The sequence below is a fragment of the Polynucleobacter cosmopolitanus genome (assembly GCF_002224225.1).
In the GTDB taxonomy this organism is placed as follows: Bacteria; Pseudomonadota; Gammaproteobacteria; order Burkholderiales; family Burkholderiaceae; genus Polynucleobacter; species Polynucleobacter cosmopolitanus.
The window spans coordinates 215,317-236,440 of sequence record NZ_NJGG01000001.1; the positions used below are offsets into that span (position 1 = coordinate 215,317).

Here is a 21,124-nt window from a genome sequence, read left to right on the forward strand (position 1 = left end):
TTAATGGGCCAGTTGGCGAGCCCAGCTAATATAGTCTTCCACTGATATATCTTGGGCGCGCAGCCCTAAAACATCATCACTCAACCTCAAAACATCTTTGACGCTAGAAAGATTATTTCTCAAGACTTTTCTTCTTTGAGCAAAAGCCATAGAAACAATTCGCTCTAATGACTCATACTCTTTGGGAGTCAAATGAATATCTTTTCTGGGAATCATTTTGACAATCGCAGAATTTACTTTTGGCGGAGGATCAAAGCATTCAGGAGGAACATCTAAAACATTCTCCATGTGATACTTTGACTGCAACATAACAGAGAGTCGTCCATATTCTGAATCGCCATGCTGTGCAGCCATTCGCTCTACGACTTCAGCTTGCAACATGAAAACCTGCTCATCAACATCAGCAACTGCAGACATCAAATGAAACAGTAGCGGTGAAGAAATATTGTAGGGAAGATTGCCCACAATTTTGACGCGAGCTTCAGGAGCATTTTTTTGAAGTAGCGCCTTTTGTTCTTTGGCCCACGCCTGGAAATCAAACTTCAGGGCATCTGATTCATGAACATGTAATTTCTGAATGGCTTGGTTTTTCCAAAATTTAACCAAATCTCTATCAAGCTCAACCACGGCCATGGCATCCAAGCAATTCAGCAATGGCTTTGTCATGGCACCTAAGCCAGGGCCAATTTCAATCAGTGCATCTTGTGGTTGTGGGTCGATGGCTTTGATGATGAGATGAATCATCCCACTATCAACCAGAAAATGCTGACCAAAGCGTTTGCGAGCTTGATGTGCCACTACGAAGCTTTAGCCTTTACCATTTGATAAGCCACATTCAAGGCAGCCAACATACTGCTAGAGTCAGCCTGACCTTTTCCTGCAATGCCTAAAGCAGTGCCGTGATCCACCGATGTGCGAATGATTGGCAGACCCAAAGTGACATTCACACCTTCACCAAATGTGGCAAATTTAAATGGGGCCAAACCTTGATCGTGATACATCGCCAAAATCACATCAGCACTTTTTAACTTATCAGGACTAAAAATAGTATCGCCAGAATACGGTCCTGAAACACGGTAATTTTTCTGTTTCATGCGCTCAATGGCCGGAGCAATCACATCTCTCTCCTCAAGACCCATGTGACCAGACTCACCCGCATGTGGATTTAGCCCTGTGACAAAAATTGATGGATCTTTGATGCCAAATTTATTCTTAAGATCTTGCCAAATAATTTCAATTGTTTTTTCAATCAATTCTGTTGTGATTGCAGCAGATACTTTTTGCAAGGGAATGTGCGTGGTGGTCAAGGCCACCCTTAACTGATCCGGCAAAAGATTGGATTCAAAAATAGGTTTGCCGCAAAGCATCATCACAACCAGGTCTGTCTTGCATTTTTCTGCCAAGTATTCAGTGTGCCCACTGAACTTCACACCAGAATCAGAAATAACGCTTTTTTGAACTGGTGCGGTGACCATGGCTTGGTAGCCACCATTCAAACAACCGTCTATAGCAACATCCAAGGTTTGTAATACATAAGGGGCATTCAAAACATTCAACTGACCAGCCGCAACCTTTTGCCCAAGGGCACAATGTTTGACGATTAATCTGTCATGCGCTTTAAGCTCAATCAAAGATTGATCAGCCAACAGGTGAATGCTCACATCATTGTGTTGCGCCAAAAACTCCTGAGCAGCCTTCTGACTGATTTCTGGACCAATACCCGCCGGCTCGCCAGTTGTCAGAGCAATATGAATCATCGTTAATTAGATTGGCGAATTTCTACAGTGGCCGCATCTCTGATTTGACGAAGCCAATCTTGATAAGCCTGGTCCAATTTCTTTTCTCTGATAGCAGCTCTGGCATAGTCACGTTGCTTATCGCCAGATAGCTGCGCTTGGCGTCTTTCGACCACTTGAATCAAATGCCAACCAAATTCAGTTCTCACAGGATCGCTGACTTCATTGACCTTTAATTGATTCATGGCCTGTTCAAATTCTGGCACCAATTCGCCAGGGGACATCCAACCTAAGGTGCCGCCATTAGGTGCTGAGCCATCTTCGGAATGTTTCTTTGCCAACTGTGGAAAATCAGATGCTTTAACTTTAATCTGCTCTTTAAAGGTATTTAAACGACGTTGAGCATCAAGATCTGTCACACCTGGACGATGCCTCAAAAGAATATGGCGAGCCAGGGTTTGTGTCACAACAATATTTTGAGCATTGGCTGATGATATGCCTTTTCTATCAATCACTTTGATGACATGGAAACCGGCTCCACTTTGTAAAATGCGAGGAATCATTTGATTTGTACCAATGCCTTGAGCGCCATCAACAAATAATTGTGGCAAACGATCCAAAGTTCTATAACCCAGATCTTCAACTCGAACACCTGAGCCTGGCACAGCAATCTTTTTGCCATACGCCAAAAAGTCTTTTTCAATACTTGCCTGCTTGAGAACATCTTCAGCTTTGGATTTCGCTGCAGCAACCTCAGACTCACTTGGATTTGCTGGTAAACCAATCACCAACTGGGCAAGATAGATCTCATCATTACCCTCTTGCGATATCTTGCCTCTATTTTTTTCAGAAATATAGCTATCAATTTCACTTTCAGTGACCTTTACACGAGCATCCACATCACGCTCACGTAATCTAGCGGCTTGAACCTCTTTTCGAATCTCTTCTTTGTATTTATTAAAGTTGGTGCCCTCTTTTTCAACTTTGGCTTTCAACTCAGAAACTGATAACTTACCCTGCGCCGCGATGTTTTCAAGAATTCTTTCCAAATCCTTATCGTTCACATTAATTCCAGTTTCTCTGGCTAAATTTTGTTGAATACGCTCAGAAATTAAACGCTCCAAGACTTGTACTCTTAACTCATCTGCAGGTGGCAATGCTCGATTGGCAGCCTTAAATTGTTTCTCAATGAGAGCAATTCTGTTTTCAAGCTCTAATTTAGTCACCAGGCTTGTATCAACAACCGCAACCACTTCATCGATTGGTCTATTTTTATTTTGAGCCAAAGGCATCTCACTGAAGAGTGCCAAAGCAATTGCGCAGAAAAAAATATTAGCTAGCTTCATTCGTAACTTTCAAATGGTGATATTGGTGCTGGATTAGGGCTGATTGGCTCATATCCAGGTATATTAAATCTAATTAAGTTAATGGGGTTGCTACCTAGACCAGTGAACCCCTTAAAGTCAATCTGCATGTAAATCTCAGAAGTTGATAAGACGGATGTATTTTGATAGTGGCGATGAACGACTCTAACCACCCAACAATCTGCGTCATACTCAAGGCCGGCAACTCGATTCAATACTTGATTCGAGATTAAGTCAAAGTTATAACGTGCAATACCGTACCACTGACGTGTGATTGGCCATTGTCCAGAAAGCTCATACTGATCTGAAGTTGCCTTGGTATCAACTGGGTTGATCACTCTCTTATAGCTGGCATTGATTAATTTTCTGAGTTCAGGGCGATAGCTTGCAGTGACACTTTGCTGTACTAATTTAGATACCTGCTCGTTGTACTGAACCACTCCATCAAGGTTGAAGTTTCCAACCAAACGAGTTGATAACCCTGCCAATAAATCGGATCTTTTCACAGGAGTTTGCTCAGTGGTTAAACCAACGCGCTGACCATCCATATCAATACGTTGAGCGATGGTGGCGCGCATGCGTTCAATACCAGTATCCGCATCCAATACTCTTGAAGTAACGCCAAAAGTTACTTTATTGTTATCAGCAATACGGTCATTACCAGCAAATGAATTTTCACTAAAAATTTGAGAGATACCAAAACCTGCATCAGCCGTATCAAATAAAGGTAAATCATTTTGATAGCGGTAAGGCGTATAAACATAAAAAGCTCTTGGCTCAAGAGTCATCAAAATGTTTCTACTGAACAATGTATTTAACTCAAGAGCATCGCGCTCAAAAATCAAACCAGAATCCAAACTAAAGGTTGGTAAAGCAACATTTCTATTTAAATCTGTTTGGCCAGGAAAAGGATCCACTGAATATTGTGTTGTTCTTAAAGATACCTTTGGAGTCAGGTAATACCCAGGCGTCATGAATGGTCGTGCAACCGATGTGGTGGCATAAGCACGATTACCTTCTTTGAAGGTTCTGCTTGATGCCGCTAAACCTTTATACGTAAATCTGGTGGCATCAGTCTCAACACTAACATTCAAGCCATTCCAATTATTTCTGAGATATTTGGCATTGACTTGTGGCTCTCGTTCATATGGAAGCAAAACTTGATATGCAGGGTTTGGATCCGGCTGCAAAGTTTGGAACTTCTGGACCCTGGTCAAAATATTCCAGCCAGCATAACCATACCTTGCACCAACTTCTTGATTGAACTGACGATTGACCACACCATTCAAGCTCTTGCCCAGATCATCAACATACATATCATCAGATACTTTGCTGTAGTCGGTATACCCAACCAATCCGTTAGCAATATTTTGAGTGTGCTTTAAACCAAAGGCCCAACGATTCTTGCCATAAGCAACATCATCTAAAACCTCAGCGGTTACAACACCCGTGTAATTTCTATCAAGGTAACGATATTCAACGCCCAACTGCTCACCACGACCTTCAAGATAGCGCGGGAACAAAGTCATGTCTCGATTAGGCGCCAAATTGACATAGTAGGGAACCGTGATATCCCAACCCTTGACCCCGCCACGACTTGCACGGCCGTATGTTGGAGATAAAAATCCTGAACGACGCCCTGAGCCTGTTGGCAATGAAAACACTGGGGTGTACAAAATAGGCACTTCAAAGAAATGAAGAACAGCATTGGTTCCAACTGCTGTTTGAGTATCTTGCTCCACATCCATTCGACTAGCGGTCAAATACCAATCTAAATTTTCCGGACGACAAGTACTGTAAGTTAACTTTTCAAATTCAATTTCGTTATCTTCTTTAAACTCAACTCGGCGAGCCTTACCACCACCGCCAATATCTCTGAGCTCATAGTCTGGCTCATCCATCCAACCCTCTTGAGCATCAACCTTGATTTTTGCTTTTGGGCCTTTGAAAGAAGTGGAGTCTTTTAATAAGGTTGCGTGGCCATCAACATCTGCAATATCCGTATCAGGGTCATAAGTAATAACATCGCCCTTGATCACGGTTCGATTTCTTCTGATGACCGCGTCACCTTCTAAGCGCATCTGACGATCCATCACTCCGTCCAATTGCTTAGATGAGGTAAAAGTCGGCGCCACGTCATCAGGAACAACTGGTCTTACCAGCAGCTGGTCTTCCAACTTCAGTTTCAGGGGATCTTCTTTGGGCAAAACATCTTGGGCCAAAACCATCGAGGCCAGAGAAAAAGAAGCACAAAAACCTCCCACTTGAAGAAGTGATGGGAGTCGTTTGATATCGAGAATGAAGCTCGGAACGATAAAAGTTTTAGGCATATGACTTAAGTGCTTTTATTATACGAACCCATGAACCCTGATATCCGCTTATCTCAATTAAATTCTTGGTTGGCCACTTTGGCAAGCAAGTGGTCACTAACTCTCGAAAGCTTGGCACCGGCATCAAGCGATGCCAGTTTTAGGCGCTATTTTAGGGTTACAGGCACTAAAAACGGGGCTCATCAGAGCTTCATCGTGATGGATGCCCCACCGGCAACCGAGGACACCAAGCCTTTTATCGCTATTTCTGAGCTTTTTGCCCAAGCGAAACTCAATGTGCCACTGGTTCTGGAACAAGACGTAGAGCAGGGTTTCTTACTTTTAAGTGATTTAGGCAATGAAACCTATCTCTCAGCACTCAATCCGGGATCCGCACCAAAGCTCTACGGAGATGCGAATGCCGCCTTGATTCAGCTGCAATTAGCCAGTAAACCAGGGATTCTTCCTGAATACGACAAAGAATTGCTCAGCCGTGAACTGAACCTGTTTTCTGAGTGGTATGTGAATAAACACCTCAATTTAGAGCTAAATTCAAAACAAAGTGCTGATTTAGCCCATATTTTTGATCTGATTCTGGAAAACAACCTCTCCCAAGCGCAGGTATACGTTCACCGCGATTTTCACAGTAGAAATCTAATGGTGACACGCGATAACAATCCAGGGATCTTAGATTTTCAGGATGCCGTCTACGGACCGATCACGTATGACCTAGCTTCCTTGTATCGAGATGCCTACATTGAGTGGGAAGAACCTGAGCAAATGGACTGGCTGATCCGCTACTGGGACATCGCACGCAAAGCAGGATTACCGGTACCTTCTGAGTTTGGAGACTTCTATCGCGACTTTGAATGGATGGGTTTACAAAGACACCTCAAGGTTTTGGGCATTTTTGCTCGCCTCTATCACCGCGATGGCAAAGATGGTTATTTGAAAGATATTCCCCTGGTTTTCAAATACACTCGAAAAGTGGCTGAAAGATACATTGCCCTCAAACCCCTTCTACAGCTTTTAGATACGATCGAAGGCATTGATCGTCCAGATGGATTAACTTTTTAATGACCAATCTCTCCCCGATTCCTTGCATGGTATTGGCTGCAGGCCGAGGGGAAAGAATGCGTCCATTGACCGATCACACCCCCAAGCCATTGCTTGAGGTTCAAGGAAAGAAACTGATTGATTGGCACATAGACGGTCTTTTAGAAAATGGCTTTAGCCAAGTGATCGTGAATCACGCTTGGTTGGGTGAACAAGTGGTCGCACATTTAGCTCAGCCTAAACGCACAAACCTGAATATCCAATTCTCCAAAGAGCTCACAGCCCTAGAAACTGCCGGAGGCTTGCGCCAAGGCATGGGTTTGATGAAGCTGGATGATTACTTTTTTGCCATCAATGGTGATGTGTTTTGTCCAAATTTTCCCTTTGAAAAAATTCAAGGCATTGTCCAAAAATTGCGTGATCATCACCCAACAAGCCTGGCTTATCTTTTTTTGGTTAAGAATCCGGATCACAATCCTCAAGGAGATTTTCAATTAAAGGGTTCCTTGGTCAAAGACAAGGATTCACAAGGCTCAAGCCTCACCTTTTCAGGCGCAGGCATCTACCATCAAGATTTGTTTAAAAGTATTAAGATAGGAGAAGTTGCTAAGCTTGCTCCAATACTCAGACAAGCCATGAATGAGGATCAAGTTTTAGGCGAGTTATTGAGCGTTCCATGGGTTGATGTTGGAACCCCCGAAAGATTGGCCGAGCTAAATAAGTGATCATGACGACTATGAATAACTTCCCCAAAGATATCTACGCTAATCGAAGAGCGCGGTTGGCAGAAATCATGCTGAGGAAAAGTGATGGCGGTGTCTTGGTTTTAGAAACAGCCCCAGAGCATTTTAGAAACCGAGACAGTGACTTTCCATATCGACATGATTCTGATTTTTACTACCTGACTGGATTCACGGAACCAGGCGCCACACTGGTGATGATGGTTGATAAAAAATCATGCAAAACAATTATTTTTTGTCGTCCCAAAGATTTAGAACGTGAAATTTGGGATGGCTGGCGCTTAGGCCCTGAAGCGGCCCCAGTACAACTGGGCGTTGATCAAGCATTTGCACAAAGTGAATTAGACAACTTGATGCCTGATTTTTTAGCAGATCAACCAGCCATTTACTCAAGACTTGGTAGTGAAGGTCCACTACAAAATCAACTCAAAAATTGGTTACATAAAGTTAAGGGTATGTCACGTTCAGGAGCAAGTACTCCTAACAGAATTGAAGATGTTGAAGCGATGATTCATGAAATGCGTCTTTTTAAAGATTCTCATGAAGTTAACATCATGCGCACAGCTGGCAAGATCGCCGCAGACGGCCACATCAGCGCTATGAAGGCCTCAAAGCCAGGTCTTCGCGAATACCACTTAGAAGCATCACTTCTATATTCATTCAGAAATGCAGGTGCGCAAAGTGTTGCTTACAACAGCATTGTTGCAGGCGGCGCTAATGCTTGCGTCCTTCACCATCGCGCTGGAAATGCTGAGCTAAAAGATGGTGATTTGTGTTTGATCGATGCTGGTTGCGAATTAGACGGTTATGCCTCAGACATCACGCGCACATTTCCTGTTAATGGCAAATTTTCTGGGCCACAACGGGCCATCTATGACATCGTATTAGCAGCTCAAGAAGCAGCGATTGCTGTCACCAAGATGGGCTTTGATTTTCAAGCGCCTCACGACGCAGCATTAAAAGTTCTAACTCAGGGCCTGCTTGATTTAAATCTACTTGATAAAAAAACCATTGGTGGACTTGATAACGCGCTAGAGACCAAAGCCTATCAACGCTTTTACATGCACAGAACCAGTCACTGGTTAGGCATGGATGTTCATGATGTTGGCAATTACAGAGAACCCGGCAGCTCAACAAAACCAAAAGCTTGGCGTTCACTCAAACCTAATATGGTTTTAACCATCGAGCCTGGTTTGTATATCCGCAAAGCCGACGATGTGAATCCACAGTATTGGGACATTGGTATTCGCATTGAAGATGATGCCTTGGTGACCAATGGCGAATGTGAACTGATGAGTCGTGGTGTGCCAGTCAAAGCCGATGAGATTGAGTACCTCATGAAAAAATCATCGTGAAGCAGAGATCTTAAGCAAACTCATGAAAAAAATTGCCATCATCGGCGCCGGCCCTGTGGGTTTAGCATGTGCCAATTGGGTGTTGAGCAAACAACCTGATGCCCACTTGCATTTATTTGACCGCCTACCAGAAGCAGATGACTCAATCAAACAAGGTGATAGTCGCGGTATTGCTGTTTCACAAGGCAGTCATTTACTGCTCAAAACAATTGATGCTTGGCCAACACCCTCTCCTGCAATTCATACCATTCATATTTCTCACAGAGGTCACTTTGGTAAAGCCATTGTGAGAAGAGAAGAGTTGCAGCAAGACGCCTTGGGTCACATTGTTCGTTATGCTGACATTCACTTGGCCCTCAGACAAGCTCTGAAAAAAATTGCGGTGCAATCACCCAACTTTCAATGGCATTTCAACCAAGCCAATGATCAACTGAATCTTGATCAACTCGGTGATGTGATTATTCATGCTGAAGGTGGTCTTTTCAAACAACAAGATTGGCAAGAGATTTATCGCGACTACCAACAAAGCGCGATTGTTGGCTGGGTCAAAACCAATCAAGTGAATCACAACATGGCTTGGGAAAGATTCACAGATGAAGGGCCACTCGCCCTCCTGCCAAACCACCAAGGCCCTGAATACCTTAATTTGGTATGGTGCGGCAGCCCTGCATCAACCGAGCGACGCCTGCAACTCGATAAAGCCACTTTCATCAAAGAACTGCAAGAAGCCTTCGGATCTCGTGCGGGAACATTCATTGAAGCAGCAGAATTAAGAAGTTATCAATTGGGCTTAAATGCCAGAAAAAAAATCATTGATAAACATGAAGTGTGGATTGGGAATGCAGCACAAACCATGCACCCAGTGGCTGGCCAAGGTCTTAATTTAGGCTTAAGAGATGCTCACACCCTGGCTGATGTGCTGTGCGAAGAAAATGATGTTCATTTGGCACTTGAAAGATATCAAGAACTTCGCAAAAAAGATCGAAAAGCCACGATTGGCGCAACAGACTTTTTGGCCAGAGTCTTCACCTCAAAATTAAAGCCCGTCATTTGGGGAAGAGGCATCGCACTATCCAGCCTTCAATTACTCAGCCCTCTCAAACAAAGCATCACAAGACAAATGATGTTTGGTCAGCGGTAAACCATCAATCTGCCTAAAATTTAGGCAAGAGTCAGTCTGACATGTTAGAGTGGCGTCCTGATGAAATTAGGCCCCTACACGCTTCCCAATCATTTATTTGTTGCTCCCATGGCCGGAGTTACAGATCGCCCTTTTAGACAGCTCTGCAAGCGTTTAGGTGCGGGATATGCGGTTTCTGAAATGATTGCTTCCAATGCCATGCTCTGGAATAGCCCAAAAACCCTGCGCCGCGCTAATCATGATGGTGAAGTTGAGCCGATTTCAGTCCAAATTGCTGGTGCAGACCCTGACATGATGGCAGAAGCCGCTCTTTTGAATGTGGATCGCGGCGCACAAATCATCGATATCAATATGGGTTGCCCTGCGAAAAAAGTATGCAATGTGGCCTCTGGGTCAGCCCTTTTAAAAGACGAAGTCTTGGTGGGAAGAATCTTAGAAAGGATTGTCTCTTCAATTAAAAAAGATCACCCCTTGGTGCCAGTGACTTTGAAAATCAGAACTGGTTGGGACAGAGACAATAAAAATGCCCTCAATATCGCCAGAATTGCCGTCAACAGCGGTATTGAAATGCTCACCATCCATGGCAGAACGAAAGCTGATTTATATCGCGGTGAAGCTGAATACGACACGATTGCCGCGGTTAAAGCTGCCATCAATATTCCTGTGGTCGCCAATGGCGACATCAACTCCCCAGAAAAAGCAGCGTTTGTTCTTCAACAAACCGGGGCGGATGCTTTGATGATTGGTCGAGCTGCGCAAGGACGTCCTTGGATTTTTCGTGAAATTTTGTATTTCCTTGAAACAGGTGAGCATTTACCTGCACCGAAAATTTCAGAGATTCAAGACATCATGAATCATCACTTGTTGGACCACTACAGCTTTTATGGTGAATATGCGGGTGTTAGAACTGCTCGCAAACACATTGCCTGGTATTGCAAAGGACTCAAAGGATCTCATGTCTTCAAGCAGCACATGAATACAATAGACGATTGCCAAGAACAATTAAAAACAGTGAATCATTTTTTTGATTCACTGAAACAAGAATCTGAACACTTAATTTATTTAGAAGCCGCTTGATATGCAACCCCCAGTTCAACACCCTGTTAGTCAAACCATCGAAAAACATCTGAAGCGCTATTTAGATGATTTGGGTGACACTGCTCCAAGCAATGTTTATCAAATGGTTTTGACTGTCATGGAAAAGCCTGTGCTGGAACTGATCATGCAGCACGCCGGACAAAATCAATCCTTGGCTGCCAATTATTTGGGCATTAATAGAAACACCCTCAGAAAAAAGTTACAAGAACACGGCCTTTTATAGGCTTCACTTCACCTAAATCCAATTTCATTTACTCACCTTTACTTTAAAGATAACTATGATTCGTACAGCCCTTCTTTCTGTCTCCGATAAATCTGGCATTGTTCCATTTGCAAAATCACTTCATGAGTGTGGCGTTAAATTAATCTCTACAGGTGGCACTGCCAAACTGCTGGCTGAAAATGGCTTGCCTGTGATTGAAGTTTCAGAAATCACTGGCTTTCCAGAAATGCTTGATGGTCGCGTGAAAACATTGCACCCAATGGTGCATGGTGGTTTATTGGCTCGCCGAGACACCCCAGAGCACATGGCAGCTATTAAAAAGCACGGCATTGAAGCGATTGATATGTTGGTCATCAATCTTTACCCATTTCAAAAAACAGTGGCGCAACAAACTTGTTCATTTGAAGATGCGATTGAGAACATTGATATTGGTGGCCCAGCCATGCTTCGTGCAGCAGCAAAAAACCATCAAGACGTGACTGTGCTGATTTCTCCATCTGACTACGATGCAGTTTTATCTGAAATGCGCGCTAACAAGAATGAAGTTTCATTTAAAACAAATTTCGCATTAGCTAAAAAAGTGTATGCCCACACTGCTCAATATGACGGCGCGATTGCAAACTATTTATCAAGCCTTGGAGATGATTTAGATCACGGCAACAGAAGTGCTTACCCACAAACTTTCCACCTTGCTTTTGATAAGGTTCAAGAAATGCGCTACGGTGAAAACCCACATCAAAGTGCCGCTTTCTATAAAGACACTCAAGCTGTTATTGGCGCATTGGCTAACTACCGTCAATTGCAAGGCAAAGAGTTGTCATACAACAACATTGCCGATGCAGATGCGGCATGGGAATGCGTCAAGAGCTTTGGCTGTACCGTTACTTCCGGACAACCTGCTTGCGTGATCATCAAACATGCCAATCCTTGCGGAGTAGCAGTTGCATCTTCAGCACTCGAGGCTTATCAAAAAGCATTTAAAACTGATTCAACCTCAGCTTTTGGCGGCATCATTGCATTTAATCGCCCGTGCGATGGCGCAACAGCAGAGGCTGTATCTAAACAATTCGTTGAAGTATTAATTGCTCCAGCATTCACAGCAGAAGCATTGGCCATACTCGCAAGCAAACAAAATGTTCGTTTATTAGAAATCGAATTGGCCGAAACCATCAATCCACAAGACATCAAACGTGTTGGTGGCGGTCTTTTGGTTCAAAGCCCTGATTCGAAGAACGTTCTTCCGTCTGAATTGCGTGTAGTGACTAAACGTCAACCGACTGCAAAAGAAATGGAAGACTTGATGTTTGCTTGGCGTGTTGCCAAATACGTTAAATCTAATGCGATTGTTTTCTGCGGTGACGGCATGACCCTTGGGGTTGGCGCCGGCCAAATGAGCCGCATTGATTCAGCCAGAATTGCCAGCATCAAAGCTCAAAATGCTGGTTTAACTTTGCAGAACTCAGCAGTGGCCAGCGATGCATTCTTCCCGTTCAGAGACGGTTTAGATGTGGTTGTGGATGCAGGTGCTACCTGCGTGATTCAACCAGGCGGTAGCATGCGTGATGATGAAGTGGTTGCAGCTGCAGATGAACGCGGTGTTGCGATGGTTTACACCGGCACACGTCACTTCCGTCATTAATCAATGAGAATTTTAGGTATTGACCCAGCACTTCGCGTCACAGGCTTTGGCGTGATAGAGGTACAGGGTCAACGCCTTCATTACATTGCATCAGGCACGATTGAAACTGGTGGCACAGAAATACCAGTGCCGCAGAGATTGGCAACACTTTATGCAGGTATTCGTGAAGTGGTCGAGCTGTATAAACCAAATGCAGCGTCGATGGAGCAGGTGTTTCTGAACGTCAATCCAAGATCCACGCTTTTATTGGGTCAAGCCCGTGGAGCTGCGATTGCCTCTTTGGTCTCTGATGGTTTGCCGATGGTTGAATTCAGCGCACTTGAGGTCAAGAAAGCCATCGTAGGTACTGGTAGAGCCAGTAAAAGCCAAGTTCAAGAAATGGTCAAGCGCTTACTCAAGCTCAACAAGCTTGCTGGCACAGATGCCTCAGACGCTCTTGCGGTCGCCATTTGTGCCGCTCATCATCGAGAGCTCAACGAACGTCTTCACCAATTTCGTTAATCAGCTTAAGATGTCGACATGATCGGAAGAATTCAAGGCACCTTGATTGCCAACACCCCACCCAGATTAATCATTGATTGCCATGGCGTTGGCTATGAAGTCGACGTCCCCATGAGCACCCTTTATCAAATGCCATCAGTGGGACAACAGGTCACCTTGTTGACGCATTTCGTGGTCAGAGAAGATGCTCAACAACTATTTGGCTTTGCGACTGATTCAGAGAGAGAAGCCTTCAGGGCACTGATCAAGATCAGCGGTGTGGGAGCAAGAACAGCTCTTTCATTGCTCTCGGGCATGAGCGTTGAAGAACTTTCTCAAGCCATCACATTACAAGAATCTGGACGCCTCACCAAAGTACCGGGCATTGGTAAAAAAACTGCTGAGCGCTTACTTTTAGAACTTAAAGGTAAATTTGGCGCTGATATTGGCTTAACTGGCCAAGCACCGCAAATTGATAGTCAGCTTGAGATTTTGCAAGCTTTGACTTCGCTGGGCTACTCCGATAAAGAAGCTCAACTTGCGCTTAAACAAGTCAGTCCGGGCAGCTCTGTATCTGATGGCATCAGGTTAGCACTCAAAGCATTATCTAAAGCTTAAGCAAAGCAGAAATAGTTATAAACTCTGTTCATGGCAATTAAAACTGACGACATCACCCCCTCATTTGATCCTCAAGAAGAGCGACTGGTCACGGCCGCTGCTAGCACCGATGACAATGCCCTGGAGCGTGCCTTACGTCCTAAGCAACTTGAAGAATATGTCGGCCAGAAAAAAGCCAGAGAACAACTAGAAATTTTTATCTCGGCAGCAAAACAACGTCAAGAAGCCCTTGACCACGTTTTACTATTTGGCCCACCGGGTCTTGGCAAGACAACACTTGCACACATCATTGCTCGCGAGATGGGCGTTAACTTGCGCCAAACCAGCGGTCCTGTTTTAGACCGCCCAGGTGATCTAGCTGCGCTACTGACCAATTTAGAAACCAATGACGTTTTATTCATTGATGAGATTCATCGACTATCTCCAGTGGTAGAAGAAATCTTGTACCCAGCTTTGGAAGATTACGCGATTGACATCATGATTGGTGATGGCCCAGCGGCCAGAAGCGTCAAGCTTGATTTAAAACCTTTCACTCTCATTGGTGCAACCACACGTGCAGGCATGCTCACAAACCCATTGCGCGATCGCTTTGGAATTGTTGCGCGCTTAGAGTTTTACTCAATTGAAGAATTGGCGACGATTGTTAAACGCTCAGCCAATCTTTTGAATGCCGGCTTAGATGATGGTGGCGCCCTAGAGATTGCAAAACGCTCAAGGGGCACACCTAGAATTGCTAATCGCCTGCTGCGCCGCGTGAGAGACTACGCAGAAGTAAAAGCCGATGGGAAAATTTCACAAAGCATTGCTGATGCAGCTTTATCGATGCTGGATGTTGATGCCGTTGGCTTTGATGTGATGGATAGAAAATTGCTTGAAGCCATCGTGCACAAATTTGATGGCGGACCAGTTGGCGTTGATAACTTGGCCTCAGCCATCAGTGAAGAACGAGAAACGATTGAAGATGTGATTGAGCCTTACTTGATACAGCAAGGTTTTTTACAAAGAACTCCACGAGGCAGAGTGGCCACACCGCTGGCCTATGCTCACCTTGGGCTACCGTCGACCTCATCCAAAGATTTGCTCGGCTGACCCTGGCTCTCAGTGAGGTGATTCACATCACCCCAATGCACCAAAGCAAACTGCTCATCCCGATATGTCAGGGTATTCAAGCTCGCATTCAATATTTCAAAGTCTCTGGCCACATCCAAAGCCACTTTTCTAGCAGCACGGTTCAAACAATCCAATACCCCACCGTGAGCCACAATTGCAATCTCTTGTCCCGCATATTTTTTAGCCCATGAAGCAATGGCTGTCACCACTCGGTCATTAAACTGCGCCAAGCTCTCACCATTCTCTGGTTGAAAATGGATGTCTCTTTTTTTCCAGGCTTGATGATTTTCAGGATGATGATCAGCAATTTCTTGATGGCTTAAACCTTGCATCACGCCATAGTGTCTTTCTCTTAGAGCTGGATCTAAATTAAGCTCTAATTGATGATGAAGCGCGATCGGTTTAGCTGTATCAATGGCGCGACTCAAATCACTGGAAATGATGGCTGATATTTTTTTATCCACCAGGCTTTTTGCAAGGCGCTCAGCCTGTTGGTGACCAACGTCATTCAAGCCAATATCTATATGGCCCTGTAAGCGCTTCTCGCGGTTCCACATCGTTTCGCCATGGCGAATTAAATAAATAACAGTCATCGATTACGACAAGGTTATCTTGGCAAATTTACGTTTACCCACTTGCACCACAAATGTTCCAGCTTCTACTTTTAGAGCCTTATCAGAAACAGTGGCGCCATCGATCTTTACCCCGCCTTGCTCAACGTTGCGCATGGCTTCAGATGTACTAGGCACTAAATTGGCTTGTTTGAGCAACTGACCAATACCGATGGGCGCACCCGTTAAGGTGATTTCAGGAATATCGTCTGGCACCCCGCCTTTGGCACGATGATTAAAATCTTCTAATGCCTTATCAGCAGCACTGGCATCATGAAAACGTGTCAGGATTTCTTGCGCCAAGGCCACTTTAAAATCGCGTGGGTTTCTGCCAGATAAAACTTCTTCCTTCATTTTGGCAATTTCAGCAAGAGGCTTGAATGAAAGCAGTGTGAAATAACTCCACATCAACTCATCAGAAATACTCATCAACTTCCCGAACATCTCACCTGGCGCTTCACTGATGCCAATGTAGTTATTCTTAGACTTGCTCATCTTATCAACGCCATCTGTACCAACCAGCAATGGCATTGTCAAAATACATTGAGCTTCTTGACCATATTCTTTTTGTAGCTCACGACCAACCAATAAATTGAACTTCTGATCCGTGCCACCCAATTCCAAGTCGCTTTTTAGCGCAACAGAATCGTAACCTTGCATCAAAGGATATAAGAATTCATGGACAGAAATTGGTATGCCACCTTTGTAACGCTTGGTGAAGTCATCACGCTCTAACATGCGTGCCACGGTGTACTTTGCTGCTAATTGAATCATTCCTCTGGCACCCAATGGGTCGCACCACTCGCTGTTGTATCTCACTTCAGTTTTGCTTGGATCTAAAACCAAGCTTGCTTGCTGATAATAAGTTTGAGCATTGATGGCAATCTCTTCTTTGGTCAAAGGAGGACGCGTGGCATTTCTGCCAGAAGGGTCGCCAATCATGCTGGTGAAGTCCCCAATCAAGAAAATGACCGTATGGCCCAAATCTTGTAATTGGCGCATTTTGTTCAAAACAACGGTATGACCTAAATGAATATCAGGTGCCGTCGGGTCTAAACCTAATTTAATCCTTAAAGGGGTCTTGGTGGCCTCACTGCGGGCCAACTTAGTCAACCATTCAGCCTCAACCAATAATTCATCACAGCCCCGTTTTGAGACCTCCATGGCCTCCAAAACACGATCCGTGATTGGATATTTAACTTGTTCTGTTTTATTCTCGTTAGCTAAAGACATAATCTATCGGTTACATTAATTTCCTAGAGCATCATTGTCGCATCACTTAAGAGTCAACCCTATGAAGAATTACTATATTGGCATTATGTCCGGAACCAGCATGGATGGCATTGATGCTGTTTTAGCAGAAATTTCCGATGACGGGCAGACCTCTGTTTTATGTCACAAAGATGTTCCTTTTGAGGAATCCCTCAAAAATACCTATCTTGATCTTCAAGCTCCCAGCCAGAATGAGCTGCACAAGGAAGCCCTAGCAGCCAACCATTTGGCTCAACATTATCATTTGGTCTGTGCGGCCATTCTTCAGGAGGCAAAACTTCAGCCATCTGATATCAGTGCCATTGGCGCCCATGGTCAAACTATTCGTCATCAACCTCAAGCACATGATGGCATTGGTTACACCAAACAATCCCTGAACCCTGCTTTATTGGCAGAACTGACTGGGATTGACGTGATTGCTGATTTTCGCAGTAGAGATATTGCAGCGGGCGGTCAAGGCGCCCCCTTGGTGCCAGCTTTTCATGCGGCACAGTTTGGGTGCAAAGAAGATTTAGCCATATTGAACATTGGTGGAATTGCGAACCTAAGCCTGATATCCGCCAATCAACAAGAAAAAATGATCGGCTTCGATTGTGGTCCAGGCAATGTGTTGATGGACCACTGGGTTCAACAATCCCTTGGTCAATCTTTTGATGATGATGGTCAATGGGCTGCTAAAGGACAAGTGATTCAAAAGCTTTTGAGCAGTATGCTCGGTGATGATTACTTTAAAAAAGCTCCGCCGAAAAGCACGGGTAGAGATTTGTTCAATCCTGAATGGCTCAATCATCATTTAACGATCAATGATTGCCTCAATCAAAAACCAGAAGATATTCAGGCAACTTTATTGGCGCTCACAACTCAATCAATCGCTCATGCTTTAAAGCAACATGCTCCTAAAACAATGAGTTTGTTGATTTGCGGTGGTGGCATCAAAAATAGTCACCTCATCGCGCAAATAAAAAATGCTTGTACTTGGATACCGCAAGAAAATATTCAGAGCACGGCTGCCAGGGGTGTTGATCCTCAAACCGTTGAAGCAGGAGCTTTTGCTTGGCTAGCGTGGGCGCACAAAAGAAAACAGCCAGCAAATTTGCCGGCTGTGACTGGTGCTAAAGGTTTGCGCGTACTAGGTGCGCACTACCCTGCTTGATGAATTAAGCTGAGAAAGAAGATCCACAACCACAAGTTGTTGTGGCATTTGGGTTCTTGATCACAAACTGTGAACCATTGATGTCTTCTTTGTAATCAATCTCTGCGCCTACCAAATATTGGAAGCTCATTGAGTCAATCAACAAAGTTACATTGTCTTTGGTTACCAATGTGTCGTCTTCGTTCACTGCTTCGTCAAATGTGAAGCCATACTGAAAGCCTGAGCAACCACCACCTTGCACAAATACGCGCAATTTCAAATCTGGGTTACCTTCTTCAGCGATCAAATCAGCTACTTTTGCTACCGCGCTATCAGTAAAAACCAATGGCATCGGCGGCTCTAAATTTTCGGTACTTTGTGTTGTTTGTGTCGCACTCATCATGAACTCCTTTTAATACATAGACTCTATTGTAGGCTTCAATGCCAATAATTGCTGTAGGGGTTTATGGTAACAGGGCAATATGACTTAACCCGGTTTTTTCCGGCAAACCGAACATCAAGTTCAAACACTGAACCCCTTGGCCTGAAGCACCCTTTACCAAGTTATCTTCAACCACCAAAATAACCAGGGTATCGCCGCCCTGAGGACGATGAACCGCAATTCTCAAGGCATTACTACCTCTCACGGATCTTGTCTCTGGGGTGCTGCCAGCAGGCATCACATCAACAAAGGGCTCGCCTGCATAAAACTTCTCAAAAAGACTTTGATAATCAACGTCTTTCCCATCAGGCAGGATGCGGGCATACAAAGTTGAATGAATGCCTCTGATCATTGGGGTTAAATGAGGCACAAACGTGAGCCCCACAGATTGACCACCAGCAATGGCTGATAAACCCTGACAAATCTCAGGGTGGTGTCTGTGACCCTTCACGCCATAAGCCTTAAAGTTATCACTGGCTTCGGCCATCAAAGTACCAACCTCTGCCTTACGCCCTGCGCCTGAAACGCCCGATTTTGAATCTGAGATCAAGCTATTCAAATCAATCAGCTTTTTACCACCTGTTGATTTTGGTGAGATCAATGGTGCAAATCCCAACTGAACTGAGGTTGGATAGCAACCTGCCAAACCAATCACCCTGGCTTTTTTAATTGCTTCACGATTGATTTCTGCCAAACCGTAAACCGCTTCAGCAAGAATCTCAGGGCACGCGTGCGGCATACCGTACCATTTTTCAAATTCCGCAGTGTCCTTCAAACGAAAGTCTGCGGCTAAATCCAATATCTTGACCCCAGCAGCCAAAAGCTCTTTGGCTTGCGCCATAGCAACCCCATGGGGTGTGGCAAAGAAAACTGCGTCACATTCTGTGAGCTTGGCATCTTCTGGCGTAGAAAAGCAAAGATCGACCCTGCCTCTCAAGGAAGGAAACATTTCAGCAACAGGCATACCAGCCTCTTTACGGGACGTGATAGCCGTTAATTGAACTTCTGGGTGCTGAGATAACAAGCGCAGCAATTCAACGCCTGTATAGCCTGTTCCACCTACTATGCCAACTTTGATCATTTAAATCCTCCAATATCTCTATTGTAGAAAAGAAAAAGCCGCGCAGTGCGCGGCTTTTCGTAGAACAGCAAAAAAAATTAACGCTTGCTGAACTGTTTGCGACGACGCGCGCCATGCAAACCAACTTTTTTACGCTCAACTTCACGAGCATCACGAGTAACAAAACCAGCTTTTGAAAGCGTTGGCTTCAAAGCTGCATCGTAGTCGATCAATGCACGTGTCACACCGTGACGAACTGCACCAGCTTGGCCAGTTTCACCACCACCTGATACGTTGACTTTGATGTCAAAAGTTGTACCATGGTTAGTTAGCTCTAGCGGCTGACGAACAATCATACGTGATGTTTCACGAGCAAAGTATTCAGCAATTGGCTTGCCGTTTACAAGAATTTCACCTTTACCAGCCTTGATGAATACGCGGGCTACTGAGCTCTTACGACGGCCAGTACCATAGTTCCAGTTTCCAATCATGTCGGCTCCTTAGATCTCAAGAACGCTTGGCTGTTGAGCCGCGTGTGGGTGGTCAGCTTCTGCATAAACTTTCAATTTCTTGATCATTGCATAGCCAAGTGGGCCTTTAGGCAACATGCCCTTAACAGCCTTCTCGAGAGCACGACCAGGGAAACGAGCTTGCATCTTGTCGAAGTTAGTTTCGTAGATGCCGCCAGGATAGCCACTGTGCGTGTAGTATTTTTTATTCAAGCCCTTAGTGCCAGTCACGCGCAACTTAGAAGCATTGATGATGACGATAAAGTCGCCTGTATCAACGTGGGGGGTGAATTCTGGCTTGTGCTTGCCGCGTAGACGGTGTGCCACTTCACTGGCGACACGACCGAGGACTTTGTCCGTAGCGTCAATCACGAACCACTCGCGCTTCACCTCATGCGGTTTTGCTGAGAAAGTTTTCATGATTACCTTAAATTGTTAAGCCCTAAAAACAACCATTTCATCATCCCTTTGGCTCCGCTTATGTTTGCAGGCTCGCAGTTCAAAATTAACAGCTGGTACAGCATTTCCCTAATGGGCAAACTAGGAAAGCCTTAAATTGTAGCAAAAAAAAACCCAGGAAGCTAATTCCTGGGCTGAAATCCACCTTTCATGAGGGTGGAGGAGACAAGTCGTTATTTTATAAAAATCTCGAGAATTTGGCAATAATTTCTCGAAAAAAAAGGGGCTCTGTAGAAAAACTAAGAATGTTGTTGTTTTTATTAGCTATTTTTCAAAATAAAAATGATCAACTTATGATTTAATAGCTTCAGAAAGTACAAATGAAAGATGCAATATGCAAGCAACGATTAAATGGCTGGGTAAAGATGGTATGGCTTTTAGTGCTGAAACTGGCAGTGGCCACCTGGTAAATATGGATGGAGCACCTGAGGCTGGTGGCAAAAACCTCGCCCCACGCCCAATGGAAATGATGTTGGTTGGAGCCGGAGGATGCACTTGTTTTGATGTGGTGATGATTCTTAAACGAGCCAGGCAAGATATCCAAGATTGCAAAGTTGAATTGCAAGCCGAGAGGGCAGCAGAAGATCCTAAGATTTTCACTAAAATTCACATGAAATTTACCGTGATTGGTAAAAATCTAGACAGAAGTCGTGTTGAAAAGGCTGTTGAGCTCTCGCATGACAAGTATTGCTCAGCAACCATCATGCTCGGTAAAACAGCAGAAATCACTCACAGTATTGAGTTGATCGAATTGTGATCAATTCAATTAA

22 protein-coding genes are annotated in these 21,124 nt (G+C 44.5%); 12 read left to right on the forward strand and 10 right to left on the reverse strand.

Annotated features, from left to right (window positions below; translation table 11 throughout):
* The 4 genes from rsmA to AOC33_RS01090 are packed head-to-tail and all read right to left on the reverse strand — an operon-like array spanning position 1 to position 5,430.
* Positions 1-798: a 16S rRNA (adenine(1518)-N(6)/adenine(1519)-N(6))-dimethyltransferase RsmA gene (rsmA, locus tag AOC33_RS01075; protein WP_089514761.1), complete on the reverse strand. Its 798-nt coding sequence runs from the start codon at positions 796-798 to the stop codon at positions 1-3.
* Entirely contained in the window at positions 798-1,757 is a 960-nt protein-coding gene (gene pdxA, locus AOC33_RS01080; RefSeq protein ID WP_089514762.1) for a 4-hydroxythreonine-4-phosphate dehydrogenase PdxA, read from the reverse strand. The genes rsmA and pdxA overlap by 1 nt, the downstream gene beginning before the upstream one ends.
* A gap of 2 nt (positions 1,758-1,759) precedes the next feature.
* Entirely contained in the window at positions 1,760-3,082 is a 1,323-nt protein-coding gene (locus AOC33_RS01085; RefSeq protein ID WP_089514763.1) for a peptidylprolyl isomerase, read from the reverse strand.
* The gene (locus AOC33_RS01090; protein ID WP_089514764.1) at positions 3,079-5,430 is read right to left on the reverse strand and encodes an LPS-assembly protein LptD; all 2,352 of its coding nucleotides are present in this window, start codon (positions 5,428-5,430) and stop codon (positions 3,079-3,081) included. Before AOC33_RS01090 ends, AOC33_RS01085 begins: the two co-directional genes overlap by 4 nt.
* A gap of 30 nt (positions 5,431-5,460) precedes the next feature.
* On the opposite strand from AOC33_RS01090, the gene AOC33_RS01095 reads away from it, so the two are divergent.
* The 10 genes from AOC33_RS01095 to ruvB are packed head-to-tail and all read left to right on the forward strand — an operon-like array spanning position 5,461 to position 14,848.
* Positions 5,461-6,486: an aminoglycoside phosphotransferase family protein gene (locus AOC33_RS01095; RefSeq protein WP_089514765.1), complete on the forward strand. Its 1,026-nt coding sequence runs from the start codon at positions 5,461-5,463 to the stop codon at positions 6,484-6,486.
* Complete coding sequence (gene murU, locus AOC33_RS01100) at positions 6,486-7,190, forward strand: N-acetylmuramate alpha-1-phosphate uridylyltransferase MurU (RefSeq protein ID WP_089514766.1); 705 nt, start codon at positions 6,486-6,488, stop codon at positions 7,188-7,190. The genes AOC33_RS01095 and murU overlap by 1 nt, the downstream gene beginning before the upstream one ends.
* Before the next feature lie 2 nt (positions 7,191-7,192).
* Entirely contained in the window at positions 7,193-8,560 is a 1,368-nt protein-coding gene (locus AOC33_RS01105) for an aminopeptidase P N-terminal domain-containing protein (RefSeq protein WP_089514767.1), read from the forward strand.
* 22 nt (positions 8,561-8,582) lie between these two features.
* Positions 8,583-9,701 carry an FAD-dependent monooxygenase gene (locus AOC33_RS01110; RefSeq protein ID WP_089514768.1) on the forward strand — a complete coding sequence of 373 codons (1,119 nt, stop codon included), beginning with the start codon at positions 8,583-8,585 and terminating at the stop codon, positions 9,699-9,701.
* Between the two features lie 60 nt (positions 9,702-9,761).
* Complete coding sequence (dusB, locus tag AOC33_RS01115; protein WP_089514769.1) at positions 9,762-10,778, forward strand: tRNA dihydrouridine synthase DusB; 1,017 nt, start codon at positions 9,762-9,764, stop codon at positions 10,776-10,778.
* Between the two features lies 1 nt (position 10,779).
* Positions 10,780-11,022: a helix-turn-helix domain-containing protein gene (locus tag AOC33_RS01120; protein WP_089514770.1), complete on the forward strand. Its 243-nt coding sequence runs from the start codon at positions 10,780-10,782 to the stop codon at positions 11,020-11,022.
* 55 nt (positions 11,023-11,077) lie between these two features.
* Positions 11,078-12,661 carry a bifunctional phosphoribosylaminoimidazolecarboxamide formyltransferase/IMP cyclohydrolase gene (gene purH, locus AOC33_RS01125; protein WP_089514771.1) on the forward strand — a complete coding sequence of 528 codons (1,584 nt, stop codon included), beginning with the start codon at positions 11,078-11,080 and terminating at the stop codon, positions 12,659-12,661.
* 3 nt (positions 12,662-12,664) lie between these two features.
* Positions 12,665-13,162, forward strand: a complete 498-nt coding sequence (gene ruvC / locus AOC33_RS01130) for a crossover junction endodeoxyribonuclease RuvC (protein WP_089514772.1) — start codon at positions 12,665-12,667, stop codon at positions 13,160-13,162.
* A gap of 18 nt (positions 13,163-13,180) precedes the next feature.
* Entirely contained in the window at positions 13,181-13,759 is a 579-nt protein-coding gene (ruvA, locus tag AOC33_RS01135; protein WP_089514773.1) for a Holliday junction branch migration protein RuvA, read from the forward strand.
* Positions 13,760-13,789: 30 nt separating this feature from the next.
* Positions 13,790-14,848, forward strand: coding sequence for a Holliday junction branch migration DNA helicase RuvB (gene ruvB, locus AOC33_RS01140; protein ID WP_089514774.1), 1,059 nt, complete (start codon positions 13,790-13,792; stop codon positions 14,846-14,848).
* Here ruvB and AOC33_RS01145 read toward each other — a convergent pair.
* A complete protein-coding gene (locus AOC33_RS01145; protein WP_089514775.1) occupies positions 14,803-15,462 on the reverse strand; it encodes a histidine phosphatase family protein in 660 nt (219 codons plus the stop codon). The two genes, ruvB and AOC33_RS01145, sit on opposite strands and share 46 nt — an antisense overlap.
* Positions 15,463-15,465: 3 nt before the next feature.
* On the reverse strand, positions 15,466-16,713 hold the full coding sequence (gene tyrS, locus AOC33_RS01150; RefSeq protein WP_089514776.1) for a tyrosine--tRNA ligase: 1,248 nt from the start codon (positions 16,711-16,713) through the stop codon (positions 15,466-15,468).
* 61 nt (positions 16,714-16,774) lie between these two features.
* Here tyrS and AOC33_RS01155 point away from each other — a divergent pair, with 61 nt between their 5' ends.
* Positions 16,775-17,905: an anhydro-N-acetylmuramic acid kinase gene (locus AOC33_RS01155; RefSeq protein ID WP_089514777.1), complete on the forward strand. Its 1,131-nt coding sequence runs from the start codon at positions 16,775-16,777 to the stop codon at positions 17,903-17,905.
* Between the two features lie 4 nt (positions 17,906-17,909).
* On the opposite strand, the gene erpA is transcribed toward AOC33_RS01155, so the two are convergent.
* The 4 genes from erpA to rplM all read right to left on the reverse strand — a co-directional run bounded on the left by erpA (position 17,910) and on the right by rplM (position 20,315).
* Entirely contained in the window at positions 17,910-18,284 is a 375-nt protein-coding gene (gene erpA, locus AOC33_RS01160; protein ID WP_089514778.1) for an iron-sulfur cluster insertion protein ErpA, read from the reverse strand.
* Positions 18,285-18,348: 64 nt separating this feature from the next.
* Positions 18,349-19,407 carry an N-acetyl-gamma-glutamyl-phosphate reductase gene (gene argC, locus AOC33_RS01165; protein ID WP_089514779.1) on the reverse strand — a complete coding sequence of 353 codons (1,059 nt, stop codon included), beginning with the start codon at positions 19,405-19,407 and terminating at the stop codon, positions 18,349-18,351.
* A 77-nt stretch (positions 19,408-19,484) separates the two neighbouring features.
* Positions 19,485-19,877, reverse strand: coding sequence for a 30S ribosomal protein S9 (rpsI, locus tag AOC33_RS01170; protein ID WP_088812966.1), 393 nt, complete (start codon positions 19,875-19,877; stop codon positions 19,485-19,487).
* Positions 19,878-19,886: 9 nt separating this feature from the next.
* Positions 19,887-20,315 (reverse strand): 50S ribosomal protein L13, encoded by a 429-nt coding sequence (rplM, locus tag AOC33_RS01175; RefSeq protein ID WP_088812964.1) that lies wholly within the window; start codon positions 20,313-20,315, stop codon positions 19,887-19,889.
* 373 nt (positions 20,316-20,688) lie between these two features.
* Between rplM and AOC33_RS01180 the strand changes: the two genes are divergently transcribed.
* Positions 20,689-21,111, forward strand: coding sequence for an OsmC family protein (locus tag AOC33_RS01180; protein ID WP_089514780.1), 423 nt, complete (start codon positions 20,689-20,691; stop codon positions 21,109-21,111).
* Positions 21,112-21,124: the final 13 nt, after the last annotated feature.